The sequence below is a fragment of the Neobacillus sp. 204 genome (assembly GCF_046562815.1).
Lineage (GTDB): Bacteria > Bacillota > Bacilli > Bacillales > Cytobacillaceae > Neobacillus.
In genome coordinates this window covers 80,187-98,922 of sequence record NZ_JBJORY010000014.1, presented here as the reverse complement: position 1 = coordinate 98,922, position 18,736 = coordinate 80,187, and the positions used below count along the sequence as shown (strand labels likewise).

Annotated in this window: 16 protein-coding genes and 1 riboswitch; all 16 genes read left to right on the top strand. The window is 39.5% G+C overall.

Features of this window, described 5'->3' with window-relative positions; all coding sequences use genetic code 11:
* Positions 1-29 precede the first annotated feature (29 nt).
* Complete coding sequence (locus tag ACJ004_RS24300; RefSeq protein ID WP_410895715.1) at positions 30-812, top strand: class I SAM-dependent methyltransferase; 783 nt, start codon at positions 30-32, stop codon at positions 810-812.
* Between the two features lie 65 nt (positions 813-877).
* The gene (locus ACJ004_RS24295; protein ID WP_410895714.1) at positions 878-1,516 is read left to right on the top strand and encodes a pentapeptide repeat-containing protein; all 639 of its coding nucleotides are present in this window, start codon (positions 878-880) and stop codon (positions 1,514-1,516) included.
* A gap of 209 nt (positions 1,517-1,725) precedes the next feature.
* Entirely contained in the window at positions 1,726-2,241 is a 516-nt protein-coding gene (locus ACJ004_RS24290) for a sigma-70 family RNA polymerase sigma factor (RefSeq protein ID WP_410895713.1), read from the top strand.
* Positions 2,202-2,747: an anti-sigma factor gene (locus ACJ004_RS24285; protein ID WP_410895712.1), complete on the top strand. Its 546-nt coding sequence runs from the start codon at positions 2,202-2,204 to the stop codon at positions 2,745-2,747. The genes ACJ004_RS24290 and ACJ004_RS24285 overlap by 40 nt, the downstream gene beginning before the upstream one ends.
* A complete protein-coding gene (locus ACJ004_RS24280; protein ID WP_410895711.1) occupies positions 2,744-3,823 on the top strand; it encodes a DUF6677 family protein in 1,080 nt (359 codons plus the stop codon). Before ACJ004_RS24285 ends, ACJ004_RS24280 begins: the two co-directional genes overlap by 4 nt.
* Positions 3,824-3,904: 81 nt before the next feature.
* Positions 3,905-4,825 (top strand): hypothetical protein, encoded by a 921-nt coding sequence (locus ACJ004_RS24275; protein WP_410895710.1) that lies wholly within the window; start codon positions 3,905-3,907, stop codon positions 4,823-4,825.
* Between the two features lie 181 nt (positions 4,826-5,006).
* On the top strand, positions 5,007-5,948 hold the full coding sequence (locus tag ACJ004_RS24270) for a diacylglycerol kinase (protein WP_410895709.1): 942 nt from the start codon (positions 5,007-5,009) through the stop codon (positions 5,946-5,948).
* Between the two features lie 128 nt (positions 5,949-6,076).
* Positions 6,077-6,622 carry a cysteine hydrolase family protein gene (locus ACJ004_RS24265; protein WP_410895708.1) on the top strand — a complete coding sequence of 182 codons (546 nt, stop codon included), beginning with the start codon at positions 6,077-6,079 and terminating at the stop codon, positions 6,620-6,622.
* Positions 6,623-6,686: 64 nt separating this feature from the next.
* Complete coding sequence (locus ACJ004_RS24260) at positions 6,687-8,168, top strand: nicotinate phosphoribosyltransferase (protein WP_410895707.1); 1,482 nt, start codon at positions 6,687-6,689, stop codon at positions 8,166-8,168.
* A gap of 720 nt (positions 8,169-8,888) precedes the next feature.
* Entirely contained in the window at positions 8,889-10,268 is a 1,380-nt protein-coding gene (rlmD, locus tag ACJ004_RS24255) for a 23S rRNA (uracil(1939)-C(5))-methyltransferase RlmD (RefSeq protein WP_410895706.1), read from the top strand.
* Positions 10,269-10,507: 239 nt separating this feature from the next.
* Entirely contained in the window at positions 10,508-10,879 is a 372-nt protein-coding gene (locus ACJ004_RS24250; protein WP_410895705.1) for an iron chaperone, read from the top strand.
* Positions 10,880-10,912: 33 nt separating this feature from the next.
* Positions 10,913-11,566 (top strand): YdeI/OmpD-associated family protein, encoded by a 654-nt coding sequence (locus ACJ004_RS24245; protein ID WP_410895704.1) that lies wholly within the window; start codon positions 10,913-10,915, stop codon positions 11,564-11,566.
* 36 nt (positions 11,567-11,602) lie between these two features.
* On the top strand, positions 11,603-13,663 hold the full coding sequence (locus ACJ004_RS24240) for a sigma-70 family RNA polymerase sigma factor (protein WP_410895703.1): 2,061 nt from the start codon (positions 11,603-11,605) through the stop codon (positions 13,661-13,663).
* 174 nt (positions 13,664-13,837) lie between these two features.
* The gene (locus ACJ004_RS24235) at positions 13,838-14,368 is read left to right on the top strand and encodes a TetR/AcrR family transcriptional regulator C-terminal domain-containing protein (protein WP_410895702.1); all 531 of its coding nucleotides are present in this window, start codon (positions 13,838-13,840) and stop codon (positions 14,366-14,368) included.
* A 140-nt stretch (positions 14,369-14,508) separates the two neighbouring features.
* Positions 14,509-17,592 (top strand): MMPL family transporter, encoded by a 3,084-nt coding sequence (locus ACJ004_RS24230; RefSeq protein ID WP_410895701.1) that lies wholly within the window; start codon positions 14,509-14,511, stop codon positions 17,590-17,592.
* Positions 17,593-17,987: 395 nt separating this feature from the next.
* Positions 17,988-18,377 (top strand): hypothetical protein, encoded by a 390-nt coding sequence (locus ACJ004_RS24225; protein WP_410895700.1) that lies wholly within the window; start codon positions 17,988-17,990, stop codon positions 18,375-18,377.
* Positions 18,378-18,587: 210 nt separating this feature from the next.
* Positions 18,588-18,696, top strand: a riboswitch (TPP riboswitch).
* Positions 18,697-18,736 lie beyond the last annotated feature (40 nt).

The following is an 18,736-nucleotide window of genomic DNA, read 5'->3' as shown; positions in this document are numbered from 1 at the left end:
ATATTCGTAAAGAAAAGGGAGCGCTCGAAATGAAAGAAATTGATTTTGGTCAAGTTGCTAATAGCTATGCAAATTCAAGAGAAGATATTCCGGCCACGTTGATGGATAGTTTACTGCTTCGTAATATTTTTTTTGATGGAAAAAAAGTAGCGGATATCGGCGCGGGTACAGGCGCCTTAACAAGGAAAATGGCGATGCGAAAAGCCAATGTTGTTGGGATTGAGCCTTCACGAGAATTACTAAAACAAGCAACGGTATTGAATCAGTTGAAGAATTTTACAATTCCGTATCAGCAAGGTACGGCTGAAGCCACTGGATTAGATGATTCACAATATGATATTGTCACGGCCATGAGGGCTTGGCATTGGTTTGATCGACCAAAGGCAATCGATGAAGTGAAACGGATCTTAAAAGCAAATGGAACATTAATTGTCATTGATTCAGGCTTTTTATCAGGGCCCCTAGTAGTGGAAAAAACCTTTGAAGTACTCACAAAATATGTCAAAGGCGGCTTAGTGCCAGCAGGTTCGAAGGCAGAGTCCAGCATGCGAATCAATGGATTTCCCGTTGAGTGGTTTCCCGAATGGGAGAAAAACGGCTTTGAATTAAGAGACTTATATAAATTAAATTACACGGTCAGTTTTACAAAGCAGGCCTGGGTCGAACGAATCGAATCGGTTTCCTGGTTGGCAGGGTTAGATAAAGCTGATCGTAAGCAGGCACTTGAAGAGTTAGAAAAGGCGCTGCCAGATCAGGGGCCATGGGTGATTCCTCATGATTGTAATATCTGCATCCTAAGACTCAAGGCGTAGTATTGTCGGTAATTAAACGATATAATATAACAAAATACTATTGGACTATGTAAAGGATGATTCATTTGAGTAAGACACTAAAAATCCAAACTCCGAAAATTCCAACCAGTTTAACTCCTTTTGACTATAACGATATAGAAGATTCCTATATTAACCTGGCGCTCATTAGTGACTGTACGATCTCACAAGAGGATGTTGAAAAGGTGAGATTCGAGGAGGTTGTGTTTAGAAATGTTACCTTCCTCGATGGAGCCTTTCGCTTTATTCAATTAACCGATGTTATCTTTGAACGATGCGACCTGTCCAATGTGGATTTTACCGATGGAATCATCCACCGTGTGGAGTTTCGTGATTCTAAACTACTGGGATTAAATCTTGCCGATGCGACCCTAAGAAATGTCTTGTTTGAAAATTGTAACCTGAATATGGGTTCGTTTGGGTATGCCGATTTGAAGGAAATGAGATTTGAAAATTGTTTACTTCGTAATGCTGATTTCTATGAGGCCAAGTTTAATAAACTTGAATTTAAAGATTGCGATCTTAATGATGCGAACTTTACAGGAACCAGACTTAAAGGAGTGGACCTCAGCACTTGTAAATTTACTCACTTAAACCTATCACTAGATAGTGTGGCAGGGTGCATTGTTTCTGCAGATCAGGCGATTGGATTCGCGAGGCTTTTAGGATTGGAAATTAAAGATTAATTTACTTATATATTTGGTAATAACCGTGCGGCCGTCATCTGCACGGTTTTTTCTACTGCAAAAATCAGCATGGTATGATGAATAGAATGAAAAAAATATTTTTATAAAAATAGTGTAGGGGTATATTTATTTCCTTTCGTCTATTAAGTGAGTAGCAAAAAAGAAAGGGGGGGAGAACCATTAGTGATGCAGTTTTAATAGAGAATGTGTTGGACGGCGATGATCATGCCTTTCGGCTTTTGGTTGAGAAGTACCGCAATGATGTGTTCCGGACCATCTTTGCTGTGCTTCGCGACCAAAAGGAAGCAGAAGACGCCGCCCAAGAAGTCTTTATGAAAATCTATACTTCTCTCCCCCAATACCAAAATCAAGGGTTTAAAACGTGGATGACGCGAATTGCCGTTAATCATGCGATAGATGTAAAACGAAAACAGGTAAGAAGACGAGTGGAAGTGGCGGATGACCTCGAAAAGCAGGTAGATGGGTCACCGAAAGATAGTGTCGAGAAAGAGATAATGGATTTAGATCGGAGAAGGCTCGTCAGGAAAAAGCTTAATGAACTGCCTGAAAATTACCGTGATGTCATTTATGGTTTTTATATTGCGGAAAAAAGCTATCAGCAAATGGCTGACGAACAAAATGTGCAGGTGAAAACAATTGAAACGAAGCTGTACCGGGCCCGCCATTGGATGAAAAAGAATTGGAAGGAGGACGATTTTTCATGAAGCATTACACTTTTGATGAGTGGTTGCAATACGTTAATGACGAAATCAATGAGAAGACCAAAGAGGAATTAGAAAATCATTTATATTCGTGCGATCAATGTCTCAACCATTATTTAATGGCTGTGGAGGCCAATGAATCATCGCTTCCAGTTCTGTCAAATGAGACCGGCTTTACCGACTCGGTGATGGCGGAAGTTTCGAAGCAAAAGACTGTAGTGCCTGACACCGTTAAGAATCCTAACACTATGCCAATAGTACCTTCGGTGCCTGACACCAAAGTGAAGAAGAAGGCCTTCTATCAGCAAGCAGCTTTTCATTATCTGTTGGCAGCGGCTGCGACTCTTTTGTTGACCTTCTCGGGTGTCTTTCAATCGCTGGCTGCTTATGCAAGCTCGCTCGAAAGGCCGCAAATTCAGGAAAAGAAGCCTTCAGTGACGGAGGGCGTTATTAATAAAACTTTTGCATGGATGGATTCACTAGAAAAAAAGGAGGCAGTTAAGAAATGAAAAATCCGACAAAAGCATTGACCTTATCCTTATTCCCAGGTCTTGGTCATATATATTTCGGCAACATGTTTCGCGGAATACTTTATTTACTGACCGTATTGGGATTGGCATTCGTCACGGTCATTGGATTAGTAACAAGTAATGAGGAAGTTTCCATCGTTACCTTTATGTTAGGAATCTTCATTTATCTAATTAGCTTTATCGACATGGGTGTGCAAGTGTCTAAACATAAAAAGGCGCTGAAGACAGCAAATCCAGATGTTCCCCAGACACAGGCTTCCCAAGATTCTGAACGATTTTATACGATTGTTTTATCGTTTATCCCAGGCTTAGGACACTTCCAAATTGGACTAATGACAAGGGGATTAACGCTTTTGGCAACCTTTTTAGGACTCGGAGTCATGGTCATATTTGTAACAGCACTTTCCAACCGTAGTGAATTTATGGTCTTTATGGCTGCTCTGCCGATTATCTGGGTGTACGGATTTTTTGATGCCGTTCAACAAGTAAACAAAAAACAACGCGGCGAGGAACTAGTCGACCGAACGATATTTGAAGACTTTGAAATGCGTCGTGAAGATGGCAAAAAGAGCAAATCAATCGCCACGTTTCTCGCGATTTTCCCAGGAGCTGGTCACCTATATCTAGGTCTGCAACGCCGAGGCATCCAATTAATGGCGGCTTTTCTGTTTTCGATCTATATTTTAGATACGTTACGGCTTGGGATCTTCTTGTTCTTAATTCCGATTATTTGGTTTTATAGTTTCTTCGATGCGATGCAAAAGGCTTCAAGGTACGGAGAAGAAACAATCGAGGATGTACCGATTATTGCATATTTCCTAAATCACCAAAAATGGGTAGGGATTGGACTTGTTTTGATGGGTCTCTATTATCTGGTGATGAACGTCTTCCTTCCAGCTTTCTCACCGTTTTTAAATAGGTTAATTAATATCGATGTGATGTATTGGGTACAAGGGTATCTTCAAACAGGACTAGTTTGTCTCCTATTGATTGGCGGGGGAATTAAGCTTTTATCTGGAAGCAAACAAAAACGGGAGGCAAAAAAGCATGAGTAAGTGGGGAAAAACAATTGCAGGCGCAGCAATCATCGGATTCGGGATTGGGTTCCTTTTTAGAAAAAGAAAGGGTGGAGAAGCATGAGAACTTGGCGTGTTGGGACGTTTTCGATGGGGGCCTCGCTCGTATTCCTTGGTCTCTTCCTCTTTTTTTCAAAGTTTTTGGGGCTAGATCTTGTTCAAGTGATGACGGCTTGGTGGCCGCTCTTATTGGTTGTCCTTGGAATTGAGATTCTCCTTTATTTGTTTTTGTCACGACAGGAAAAACCGGTGTTAAAATATGATTTCCTTAGTATTTTCTTTGTGGGAGTCATCGGAACGGCCGGAATTGTGTTCGCGATTTTAAGCACAACGGGTATTATGGGGAAGGTCGAAGAAGTGATGGCCAGGGAGGAACGCACGTTTGAACTGCCGGCTTTTTCCTACCCAATGGATAACAGCGTCAAACGGGTGGTCGTCAGGACGGTGGGCCATCAAATGACGGTGGAATCGACGGAGGAAAAGTCGGTCTCTTTGTTTGGCACATACCGGGTGGAAACAGCCAAAAAGGCGAAGTTACTACAAGGTCCTGATGATATTATCTCGGCAAACCAAAAGGGTGATACGCTTTATTTAAATATGAAGTCACTGCCAAACGAAATTGGTCCGTTTCATGCTAGTGGAGAGGTTGCGGGAACGCTGTTGGTGCCGAATGATGTGAAGCTTGAGGTAATTGGCAGCGATAATTTCCTAACTTTAAAACCGCGCTCGCTTGCAAACGATTGGAATATTGAGAGAGCCTCATCGCTAGTAGTTGATGTCGATGCAAATAGTAATTTGAAGGTTGATGCAGTGGGCGCCCAAGAGGTAGGAGGGAAAGATGGCGACTGGAAGGTGTCGAAGGAAAAGACTGCTGATGGAATTGATAATGGCAGGAAGAATGCTGTTTATCAGTCTGGAGAAGGAAAGTACCACATTAGCATTGCCGATGTTTATGATATTAGTATTCAAACGAATCAGTAAAAATATCGAGCCTATTTTTGCAAAAAAGTAAAAAAGAGTTATGATAAGAGATGGATGTTTGAAGGTATATTAGTGGATACGCATGGCATTATATTTGTAAGCAAGAATAATAATTGGTAGAATATTGAAGTGTGCGGAGAGCTAATACCGATGTTGATTTCAAAAATAGGATGATGAAACGATGAAGAGAGCAAGACTGATATACAATCCTACCTCAGGACGTGAAATTCTAAAACGGAATCTTCCAGAGATTCTTCAAAAGCTAGAAATGGCTGGATACGAAGCCTCTTGTCACGCGACAACGGGTGCAGGGGATGCGACGGAAGCCGCACGAATAGCTGTTGAACGTAAGTATGATGTTGTTATTGCAGCCGGCGGTGACGGAACGATCCATGAAGTGGTCAACGGGCTCGCGGAACAGGAGTATCGCCCTAGATTAGGGATTATTCCCGCTGGTACAACGAATGATTTTGCCCGGGCTCTGCAAATTCCAAGAGATATTGGAGCTGCAGTGGATATAATCACAAAAGGGGAAATGATTCCAGTCGATATTGGACGCATCAACGACCGATATTTTATAAATATTGCAGGCGGCGGTAGAATCACCGAGATTACATACGAAGTACCAAGTAAGTTGAAAACGATGCTCGGTCAATTGGCTTACTATTTAAAGGGGATGGAAATGCTTCCTTCGATTAAACCATCGAAGGTGTCGATTGAGTATGACGGGAAGTTGTTCGAAGGCGAGGCCATGCTGTTTTTAGTCGGACTGACTAATTCGATTGGCGGCTTTGAAAAACTAGCACCTGATGCTTCGATTAACGATGGACTATTTTCGCTTTTGATTTTGAAAAAGACGAATCTTGCTGAATTTATCCGAATTGCAACCCTAGCTCTTCGCGGTGATCATATCCATGATCCTAATGTCATCTACACGCAGGCAAATCGCATTAAGGTTCATGCGACGGAAAAGGTACAGTTAAACTTAGATGGTGAGTTTGGCGGGTTGTTACCTGCTGAGTTTGAAAACCTCTATCGTCACTTAGAAGTGTTTGTACCACTTGATGATATTCGCCCGAATGATCGCCCAACGGATTGGGAAGCGGGGAAAAGATATAGCTAAGAAAAAAGTTCGTTCCAGCAGGAGCGGGCTTTTTTTCTGTTGAAAAAGGGAATTATGTAAACGTCCTAGAATAATTTGTAATGATGGATGGAAAACAGTTGAAATTCATTTAAAAGGGGCGAAATAAGATGAAGGCGTTAATAAATATTGATTATACCTATGATTTTGTGGCGGTGGACGGTGCATTAACATGTGGTGAGCCGGGACAAAAGATTGAAGGCAGAATCGTTGAACTAACAAAAAAGTTTATAGCAAATGGGGATTATGTTGTCTTTGCTATAGACGTTCATGACCGTGAGGATGAGTTCCATCCGGAAACGAAGCTGTTTCCTCCGCATAATCTGCGTGGAACTGCAGGAAGAGACTTGTTTGGTGCCCTGAAGGAAGTATATAAAATGAATAGTCAGCTTGAACATGTCGCCTTTATGGATAAAACTCGCTACTCGGCGTTTGCGGGGACAGATCTTGAGATGAAATTACGAGAGCGCGGGATCAAAGAAGTTCATTTAGTAGGGGTGTGTACCGATATTTGTGTGCTACATACCGCAGTAGATGCCTATAATAAAGGCTTTAAGATTGTCGTATACAAGGATGCCGTCGCTTCTTTTAATCAGGCTGGACATGAATGGGCGCTCGGACATTTTGAACAATCCCTAGGAGCCATAGTTAAATAGACTTTCAAGTGGATTATTGGTTATAATGGTGAAAAAGCTGAAATAGTACTTCGGGGGTCTAGTTATGAAACACTTTTATCACGATGATAGTTTAACTCTGCATACGGATCTATATCAGATCAATATGCTAGAAACGTATTGGAGAGATGGGATACATAATAAACGTGCGGTCTTCGAACTATTTTTCCGCAAGCTTCCGTTCGGTAACGGTTATGCGGTATTTGCTGGATTAGAGAAAGTGATTCAGTTTATTCAGGGTTTCCGCTTTAGTGAGGAAGACCTTGAATATTTAAAAAATGAAGTAGGTTATCAAGAGGATTTTATTGAATATCTTAGAGATATGCGATTTACTGGAACCATCTGTGCGATGGAAGAAGGTGAGCTTGTTTTTGGCAATGAACCCATTATACGGGTTGAAGCTCCCCTTGCCGAAGCACAATTGATTGAAACAGCCTTGCTTAATATTGTGAATTACCAAACATTAATTGCGACGAAGGCATCGCGAATCAAGCAAGTCGTGGGCAAAGAAGTGGCGATGGAATTTGGGACAAGGCGAGCACAGGAAATGGATGCCGCGATTTGGGGAACAAGAGCAGCATATCTGGCAGGTTTTGACTCGACAAGCAATGTAAGAGCGGGAAAGCTGTTTGGCATACCTGTATCCGGAACACATGCCCATTCGATGGTCCAAGCTTATAAAGACGAATATACGGCATTCATTAAATATGCCGACTCGCACAAGGATTGTGTGTTTTTAGTTGATACATATGATACCCTCCGTCTCGGTGTCCCAAATGCGATCAAAGTGGCAAAAGAGTTAGGGGATAAAATTAATTTTATCGGAATCCGCCTTGATAGTGGTGACCTTGCCTACCTTTCAAAGGAGGCGCGCAAAATGCTGGATGAGGCAGGATTCACTGACGCTAAGATTGTAGCCTCCAGTGATTTAGATGAATATACAATTATGAGTTTGAAATCACAAGGTGCTAAAATTGACAGCTGGGGAGTTGGGACGAAGCTGATTACGGCTTACGACCAGGCTGCACTTGGGGCGGTATATAAAATAGTGTCCATTGAGGATGAAAATGGAAAAATGGAAGATACGATCAAAATTTCATCTAATCCGGATAAAGTTACGACACCTGGATTGAAGAGAATTTATCGAATCATCAATAATACGAACCACCATGCCGAGGGAGATTATATTGCGTTAGCGGATGAAAAGCTCCCTGAAAAGCGGCTGCGGATGTTCCATCCAACCCATACGTTTATGAACAAGGTGGTTACTAACTTTACCGCAAAAGAATTACATGTAAGGATTTTTTCTCAAGGCGAGCTTGTTTATGAAGTACCATGCTTGGAGGAATCCCGTGATTATTTGAAGCAAAACCTCGATTCCCTTTGGGACGAGTATAAGCGGATTATGAATCCTGAAGAGTACCCAGTTGATTTGAGTCAAAAATGCTGGGATAACAAGATGAGAAATATTGAAGAGGTAAAAGAAAAGGTTGCAGCCATGAAAGGTGAAGATGAGGCGACCTTTTAAATTTAATAAAAAAGGGCAGGCTCCAAAGGGGTATTAATTTCCTCCCCTTAGAGTCTGCCCTTCGTTTATTTTTGCTTGAAGAAATCTGTAAAGGCATGGAAAATTTCGATCCCCTGGTAGGTAAGCATGCTTGCGGCCGATATCGAAAAGAAGCCAATGATCACAAAACGAATCCACATATTTTTTTCCTCCCTTATTATTGATTGTTATCGAATAATTCAGGAGAGTGGATCACATAATTTGATTGATTAAATATGGGTATTAGAAAAATATAGCTTTTGTCGAAATGGATGAATAAATAAAGGAGTGGGGTTCCAGCTGCTGAAAGGATTGTCGCTACGACAAATAGTGTTTGTAAAACAACGGGCAGCTTTTTTTCATCACCCCATTGGTCTTTCGCCTTACCATCATCTAGGTTGATAATCGCTTTGAAATCAGAATGTGAGTACGGAAGTGAGTGCGAAAAGTGGATAAAGGTGAAAGTAAGGAAGGCAAAGAGTAACGGAATGGACAGTTTTTTTTTCAGTTTGATTATTATCCACTCCTTCCAAGAATGAGATTGTTTTAATCATATACACTTTTATTATATTTGCAAACAAAAATATTCTGACAATTTTTTTAGGCTTATGGAAAAAAAGGCTCTCGGGCAATGGGAGTTTCGCATTCAGTCATGCATTGTGTTACAATTTTAGCAGTCAAAACGTGCAAAGGAAGAAGCAAATGAGCAGAATAGTACCGGTTAATAAAAATGATTATATAGATGTAGTTTTTGAAGATTTAACCCATGATGGGGCGGGTGTGGCCAAGGTGGATGGGTATCCGCTATTTATTCCGAACGGTCTGCCTGGTGAAAAGGCAAAAGTGAAGGTCATTAAAACGGGCAAAGGATACGGTTTTGGGCGTTTGGTGGAACTTTATGAAAAAAGCCCGTACCGAGTTGAGATTGAGAACCGTGATCTTGCGAAATATGGCGGCTGCCAACTTGAGCACATTAGCTATGAAGGGCAGCTGAATTATAAAGAAAACCAGGTCCGTCAGGTGCTGACACGGATTGGTAAACTAGAAGATGTCGTTGTTCATCCGATTTTGGGGATGGATCATCCCTTGCATTACCGTAACAAAGCACAAGTGCCAGTGGGGGAGAAGGACGGTAAACTGATTGCTGGCTTTTTTAAACCGAGGAGCCATGAAATTGTTGATACCAACGAAAGTGTCATTCAGCTCCCTGAAATAAATGAAGCGGTGCGTGTGGTGAAAGAAATTTGCAGTGAGCTAAGGATTCCTGCCTATCATGAGGAAACACATAAAGGGGTTCTCCGCCACATCATGGCAAGGTATGGGAAGCAAACAGGCGAGCTCATGGTGGTCATCGTCACAAGAACGACAGATCTCCCGCAGAAGGATCAGTTAGTGGAACAAATTGCTGCCCGACTTCCGAAGCTAAAGTCGATTATCCATAATGTCAATTCAAAGCGGACCAATGTGATCATGGGGGAGAAAACGAACGTTTTATGGGGAAACGAAGTCATCTATGATTATATCGGTGAGGTGAAATTCGCCATTTCCGCATTGTCCTTCTACCAAGTTAACCCTGTTCAAACAAAGGTTTTATATGATAAGGCGCTGGAATACGCCGATCTTACTGGGGATGAAAACGTTATTGACGCCTACTGTGGGATCGGAACGATTTCCTTATTTTTAGCACAAAAGGCACGGAAAGTATTTGGTGTGGAGGTTGTTCCAGAGGCCATTCAGGATGCCAAGCGGAATGCAGCATTAAACGGAATGGAGAATACCGAGTTTGCTGCTGGAGAAGCGGAGGTTGTGATTCCGAAGTGGTATAAAGATGGGAATGTCACGGATGTCCTTGTTGTTGACCCTCCGCGCAAGGGATGTGACGAGGCCTTGCTGCAGACAATCATCGAGATGAAACCAAAAAAGGTTGTCTATGTATCATGCAATCCAGCTACCTTAGCGAGGGATTTGCGGATATTGGAAGACGGAGGATATAAAACGGTGGAAGTACAGCCGGTCGATATGTTTCCGATGACGACGCATGTTGAATGTGTCTCGCACCTTATTTTAAAAGAAGGCAACTAACCCTTGTGGTAGTTGTCTTCTTATGTTTATTGGACTTACAAAGCTGTATATAATATGAATTGTTATGTCTAATGGGTGTAATCACCTATAATGAAGTGTCGCTTTTTCTTATTCGAGAAAAAGGAAGTTTTATGGAAGAAGGAGTTTGTGTATTATTTGTAGAAGTTTAAAAAGTTACAAAGGAATGAGTTTGAGGAATTTCTCTGAACGACATAATTTTTATTTTAGGAGGGAACAACATGGAAGTTTTTGCAAAATATTTAGCGGGTATCGATAATCCCGAGCACCGCGACCGAACAGAGGAAATTTTGGCGTGGGTTGCTAATAAATTCTCCAATTTGGAATCACAAATCAAGTGGAATACGCCAATGTTTTCCGATCACGGCACATTTATCATCGGCTTTTCCACAGCGAAGCAACATTTGAGCGTTTCACCCGAAGAAGCAGGCATTGCGCGCTTTGCCGATGACATTGCACAAGCTGGCTACAGCGCTACCAAAGGCATGTTTCGAATTCCTTGGAATAAGCCGGTAAATTACGAATTGCTTGAGAAAATGATTGAATTTAATATTCAGGATAAAGCAGAATATACAAATTTTTGGCGGAAATAGAAAAAATAGGATAGTGAAGAGGGGGGTTTCTTGATGACAAATAGTAGAATGAATCCTAAGGTTGATGAATTTTTAAGTAAGGCTAATAAGTGGAAGAAAGAATATGAGAAGTTAAGAAATATCGTTCTTGACTGTGAGCTGACCGAAGAATTTAAGTGGATGCATCCTTGTTACACGTTTGAGAATAAAAACATCGTTTTAATACATGGATTTAAAGAATATTGTGCGCTTCTGTTTCACAAAGGTGCTTTATTACAGGATGCCCATGGGATTCTAATCCAACAAACGGAGAATGTACAGGCGGCGCGCCAGATTCGGTTCACCAATGTTCAAGAAATTGTTGAAATGGAAACCATCCTGAAAGCCTATATTTTTGAAGCTATTGAAGTTGAAAAAGCCGGTTTAGAAGTGAATTTTAAAAAGAATACAGAATACATCATTCCTGAAGAACTTCAGAATAAATTCGATGAAATCCCTGCCTTGAAAACTGCATTTGAAGCATTGACGCCGGGACGGCAAAAAGCATACATTCATTATTTTTCGGGGCCCAAACAATCCAAAACTCGAGAGTCTAGGATTGAAAAATGTATGGAGAAAATTCTCAATGGAAAGGGATTAAATGATTGTACTTGTGGACTATCTCAAAAGAAACCTAACTGTGACGGCTCGCACAAGAGCATTCGATAAGAAAATAAAGAATGTTAAAGGGGCTGAAACACATTTATGATCCCAGCCAAAGTAGATCCCATTTCAATCATTACAATAAAAGAAAAAGGCTTGGAATCCATCGTCGATTGGTTTGATCAGCATCAACAATCGTTCTATACACTTGGTTGGTCCTATCTTAGTAATCAGCAGCAAATGGAAGAGCTTTTTTACCAGTCTATTATAAAAGTCCACAAGGAATTGCCGCGATTTAAAAGTGAAGCATCATTCCACACGTGGGTTACATCCATTTTCATACATACCTGCCGGGAGCTTTCTGATGATAGAAGTTTACAATCCTCAGAGGAAAGAGAACCACGTCAGGATTTATTTAAAGCACTTGATCAATTGAAAGAGTACGAGAAAGAAGCGATGGTCCTTACCTATGTAAAAGGATTCTCTCAGGAGGAAGCGGCACATCTTCTCCAAGTTTCGGTGGAAAAGATTAAGGAGCTTTTGTTTTCTGGAATCCAGTCACTTAGAAAAGAAATGGCGTACGGATCAACCTTTAATGGCTGTAAGGAGTATCATAAGGATTACATCGATTACTTAGAAAGAGCCATGGATCGGTCAAAAAAGATTGATTTCGAGGTACATATTTATCACTGTCAAGACTGTCAGGAGGATTTGGCTACTTTTCAGGATGTCATGTTAACCATGTTAAATCTTACTGAAAGGATTGAGGATTTCCATGTGCCATCTGGTTTCATGGAGAACGTCAAAGATAGGCTGGCAGAAAAGGAAAAGCACAGAAAACAGAAGAACAAGAAACGTAAAAGAATGGGACTTGTTTTTGTAAGTGTTTTCGCATTGTTAATGGGGGTAGAGTATTTTACAGGGGCGTTTTCCTCCCTCTACTATACATGGACAGAAAAAGATCAGGAATTGCGTTCGTATCTACAACAGGACATGGGTGAGAGGCTGAACCTGGAAGCGGAAAGCGATGGGGTGAAGATTAAGATCAGAAGTGCGATTGCTGATGAGGTTCAGACGCTTGTTTTTTATGAAATAGAAGATACAAATGAAGAAAATCAATATATGATGAATAATGATGATGGGGTTTTTGTGGAGAACGAACAAATCATGAATCGTAAAGCATATCCAAGGTACTACCCTCCTGACCTTGAATCGGATATAAATAAAGAAGAAAAGAACGTGTATCAAGGGAAGATTAGTCTGCGGCCACTCTCCAAGGATAACGGGACAATCAAACTCAAGATCACAAAGCTTCTGAAGTTGATTCGTGATTCCTCTGACCGGAATGGTATTAGTGCTGGCGAGAACATGGAATATGCAACAGGGGAGTGGAACTTCGAGATTCCTGTAACAAAACAGCCGTCCATTGAATATGCATTGGATGAAGAAACTGAAGTTGAGGGGATTCCTGTTCGATTTGATAAACTAACCATTGCTCCAACAGCGACGATTCTGCAATATGGTATTAATAATGGACAGCCAGAGAAGCGGATAGATGCTCTTAGTTTTGACAATCTAGAAGTGAACAATAAAAAAGTGAAAGCAGATATGTATGGCAGCTCTTTTTTTGATACACAACAAGACATGAATTGGAATACTTTTCAAGCATACTTTGATCCTCTTTTTGGAGAAAAACCCAAAAAGGTTAACGTTCAATTCGAATCTGTTAATTTATCGTTTGAAGACCCAAAAACTATCGAACTTGATCCTTCTCAGAAATATCCTCAAACCTTTGAATATGCAGGCAGTACAATCTCCATCGACAAGGTAGAAGTTGGACAGCCTACCAATGTTGTCATAAGCAATCATGAAATTAAGAATCGAGCATATGAGTCGCTTCAATTCACTATTGTGGGTGAGGATGAAAATGAAATTAGTTCAATGGAGATGGATTCTGAAGGAGTGCTCGTTGATAAAAACGGGATAGAATACGATATGAACGAATATCCTGTATCCTATGAAGAAATCGAGCGGCCCCGTTATTTCGTTACAGTTGAAAACATGCGGTTACAAGGTAACAAAGTGATTCCTAAAAGTCTGAATATATTTGGATATAATACTTCAAAATATTTGGATAATGTTGTGGAGATTTCGTTGGATTAACATGTGGATTGTGTTGCGAAACTCATTTTAAAAGAAGGCAACTAACCCTTTTGGGCGTTGCCTTTTTACGTTTCTTTTAACGAATTTACAAAGAACCAATGCCTGATACTTGCCCATTATATATGTTATAGTCAAATTACTTAATCTTGAGGAGAGAAAAGGAGGATATGTTCCATGAATAGTACAACTGAACGCACGAGACGCCAAATCATACAGAGCTTTATTCATGTTCTGCAAACTAAACGATTCTCTTCAATCACGATTCAAGATATATGTGATGATGCATTAATTCATCGTACTACGTTTTATCGGTATTATGAAGATAAATATAGTCTACAAAGAGATTTTATTTATCATTTATCTGAAGAGATTATTAAATTGAATAAAAAATCTGATACAGACATTTTTAAATTACTGGTCGATTATGTAGAAGAAAATTTTGTGTTATTCGAAAATACTTTATTAAGTTCTGATGGTCATATATTATTCAAAAGCATGGTGAAAATTGCAAGTGATATTTTACGTGAACATTCAAGAACAGAGAACGACACCATTGCAATTAAAATCAATCAGTCTAAGTATCCTGAAGTAATTTGTGACTTATATGCAACTTCATTTATGACCATTTTACAGAATTGGATTAGTAAAGAATATCAATACCAGAAAGAGGAGTTGTTCGAAATCTTCAATCAGGTTATGTTCTAATAATACAAATTACACTTAATGTATTATTTTAATACACTCGTTCCACTTTGCTTTTTGAACCCTTCCTTATCCCTTGCTATAGTGTCTAGTGTAAGAAGACCAACAGGGAAAATAAACATCTATAAGGAGGAAACAGTAAGGTGAGATCAATCATAAAAGGCCGTTGGGCTATATTTGCAATATGGCTGATTGCAACTATATTGCTCACAGCCATTCAGCCGGACATCAATGCAATACTGCGACAAAAAGGGCAGCAAGGAGCGAATAATGACAGCCCCTCAGTAATCGCTGATAATATCTTAAAAAAGATGGATACCACAAAGGGTATAAACAATCTTATTGTTTTCTACGATAAAAATAAAATTTCTCAAGAAGAAATGAATAAAATCGGTGATGGGGTAAGGAAAATTAGCGATAGCAGCAAAGAACTGGGTATTACAGAAATGATAGATCCTTTTGCTATGCCCGATGCAAAAAGTTCTTTAGTTTCTAAAGATGGCACAACTCTTATGGTAAGCTTTAAGCTCGATAAAAAGGACAGAGAAGTAGATGATATTAAAAAAGAACTTGAAAGCAAACTCAGTAATATACCTGTTGAATACTATCTTAGCGGGGAAGATTTTATCAATAACGATTACCTGAAGGCGTCTCTTGCAGGAGTTGAAAAGAGTGCTGCTTTGACCGTTATTTTTATTTTAGCCGTACTTATAATTACATTTAGATCTGTAGTAACACCTTTGGTATCCTTAGTGGCTGTAGCCTTTTCCTATCTTGTGTCTATGGGAATTGCCGCACAATTAATTGATAAAGCTGGATTTCCAATTACTAGTCTTACTCAGATGCTCTTGGTACTTATTCTTTTTGGTATAGGCACTGATTACAACATTCTTCTGTTTAATCGGTTTAGGGAGGAACTATCTCACGGCCACTCAATAGATGAATCAATTGTAAACACCTATAAAACAGCAGGTAAAACGATTGCTTATAGTATACTCACTGTATTTATTGCTTTCCTTGCTCTCGTTTTTGCCGAATCACCAATTTATAAATCAGGTGTTGTGGTTGTAATAGGTGTAACCATACTATTGCTTGAAATTTTGACCTTAACACCTTTCATCATGAAAGTATTAGGAAAAAAACTCTTCTGGCCATCCAAAAATGTATCGGGTCATAAAGAAAACAAGTTTTGGGGTAAAACATCCTCCTTTGCAACAAAGTATCCACTTATAACAGTGGCCGTTATCCTTTTGATTTTGGGACCAATGGTGTTTTTACATCAGGAAAAGCTCAACTTTGATACCATTGGAGAACTTGGAAATAAATATCCCTCTACTAAAGGCATTAACTTAGTTGCGGACCATTTTGGCAAAGGCCAGGCAATGCCTGCTACTGTTGTAATTGAAAATAGTAAAACTTTAAATAATAATGAATCTCTTGCTGTAATTGATAATTTAACTGAAAGACTCAAGAGTATTAAGGGAGTTAAGCAGGTTTCTTCGGTTACACAACCTCAGGGTAAGCAAATTGATGGTTTTTACGTCGTCAGTCAAATGGGGTCCGTAACTGACGGTATTTCAAAAACGCAAAATGGTGTGGATCAAATAAATGATGGATTGAAGCTGGCACAAGAAAAATTAGGATCAGCGGATTTTTCTCAGGTCAGCCAAATGGTAGATGGTACTTCAAAGCTACAGGAAGGTTTGAATGCCTTAACCAATGGATTAAAGCAAATCCAAGCTGGTATTGATAATGGCTCAAGCAATTCGGAAACGATTAGCAATGGCATAACTGCCATAGCAACGAATCTCTCAAAGGTGAGCAGTGGAGTCTCACTGTTAGCTGATAATTATGGAAAAATGCAGGCTGGATACTCAGAGATGGGTACCCACTACCAAGATGCGGCACAGGCTCTTCTTGGGATGAAAAGTGCACTCTCTCAAATGCAATCAATGATGACAGCTTTAGGGAGCAGCTATGCCAATTCTGATAGTGACCCAAATTACCAGGCATTAATGCAAACAATGGATCAGTTATCTTCTTCGTTAGCTCCTATTACACCTGAAGGAATAAAAGCATTAAATGATAATTATAATGCTGTAACTGCAGGTTTTGCTGAAGCAAATAAAAATCTAACAGCCATGAGCAGCGGTTTATCCCAAATGGGAGATGGCTTGAAAAAACTCGAAGAGGGCCTTGGTAAAGCAACGACTGGAATAGGAACAATTGTAACGAATATGAATAGTGTTTCCGATGGACTTGGCCAGATGAAATCAGGTCAGCAGCAGCTTGCAGACGGGCTTAATGGATTCAGTGTCTTTGGACAAAATCTATCGGATGTAAACGGCGGGTTAAAGCAAATCTCTGATGGACTTGGGCAAACAAATGGATTCTTAACCCAATATAAAGGAAATAAAACATTCTTCATTCCAAAAGAAGCATTGCTGGATAAGAACTTTAAAAAATCATTAGATACGTTCTTGTCCAATGATCGAAAAATTACAAAGATGATAGTTGTTTTAGAAGCAGATCCTTATTCAGAAGATGCATTAAGTACGGTAGATAAAATTAATGCAACAGTGTCTAGTGGGCTTAAAGGGACAGTTCTTTCCGATGCTAATAGTGGCACATCAGGTCCAAGTGCTACAACAAAAGATATGAATGATATATTGAGCCGAGATCTAAATAGAACGACAACTATAGTCATCATAGGAGTATTGCTTGTGCTGTTCTTTGTAATAAGATCTTTCTGGACACCAGTTTTCATAACTGCATCCCTTGTAGGAGCATACTATGCAGCGATGTTCATCATAAACTATATTTTCATAGATTTGCAGGGATATGAAGGAATTTCTTCCTTCGTTCCATTCTTCTCCTTTATCATTATAGTAGCCTTGGGAGTAGACTATAGTATATTTCTGATGATGCGCTTTAAGGAATACCCTCATATGTTGCCAAAAGAGGCAATCGTGTTGGCTTCAAGACATATAGGCGGTGTAATTATTGCTGCAGTTTTCATACTAGGAGGCACTTTTGCCACACTTATGCCTTCTGGGTTGGTACTTTTATCTGAATTGGCCATAGCTGTCATTATAGGACTGGTCTTGCTTTGCTTTGTGCTGCTTCCTGTCTTTTTGCCAGCGATGATTGCCCTTCCAGATACCCTTGCAAATTTATTTTCTAGAAAAAAGGAAGATAAATTAAACTTCGAGGAAAAAGTAATATAAGAAGAACTTAATTTCAAATTTCCAACCACTTTCTGAACCATAGGAAGTGGTTTTTTTGTTTTCTATTTAGATATTAATGGAGTGTTCACATAATTGTAGAAAACCTTTTGAATAGACAAAAATATTATGAAAAGTAGTGTGATATAATTTTACCGGAAGGGAGGTAGAAAATACCAAAACGATAATGATATAAGTAAATTAATATTTTTGAAATTTAGATTCCATCCTATTAAATCTGCAATCTTCCCCTGTAATTTTCATCAATTTGAATCCACTATCGTGTCGTCTTATAATATTTTTCCTGTTAAATGCTGAAGCGAATAATTGTATTTAATACCTAGAATAAATGGGAGTGTTCCCAATTAAATTAGAATTATTAAAAAAGGAGCGGTATTATGCATGCTGTGCTAAATAAGATTGCTAAAGGCATCTCTGTTTGTTATTCAGAGGTTTTCCCCAATCAAGACAATGATTATTTCAACTTTGTTTATATTGGGAAGTTATTTTTGGTTGCTGACTCATATTGTATGAATCCAGATTGTACATGCCAAGAGGCAGTTCTTAATTTTGTTCAAGTTTATCCGAGGGAAAATAAGAAAGCTGACAGTTTTATGATAAGGTTTAAACTTAACGGCAGGGGATATAAAATTCATGACCATGGCAAATTCAGTAGACGTGAAATAAAAGCCATCGTTTTGCATTTTACCGCCGACGACACGATCCCCCAATTTTTAAATGAACGATTCAAGGAAATGAAGGAAAAAGCAAAAGAAATTCTAAGTTAAGTGCCAGATTAAAGGTCCCAGCCAACAACCTCGATCCTAATCAACCAATCTATATTGGCCAAAAACTAACCATAGTAAAATAATAATTTATCAAAAAAAAATAAGGGCACAGAACAAATGAAGTGTATGTATAAAGAAATTATTTGACATTTCTAATCGAGGTGTTAATATTATCCATGTAGTGTATTTTTTACGATTTAATAAGTGAAGCAAATCCGCTAGAGGTGCCTTTTTAAAAGGCTGAGATTGAAGTGATACTTCGGGACTCTATGAACCTGATCTGGGTTATACCAGCGTAGGGAAGTGGAAACTAGGATATTTGAGAACAGAAGAAACTTCTTATCTAAGAAATTTCTATT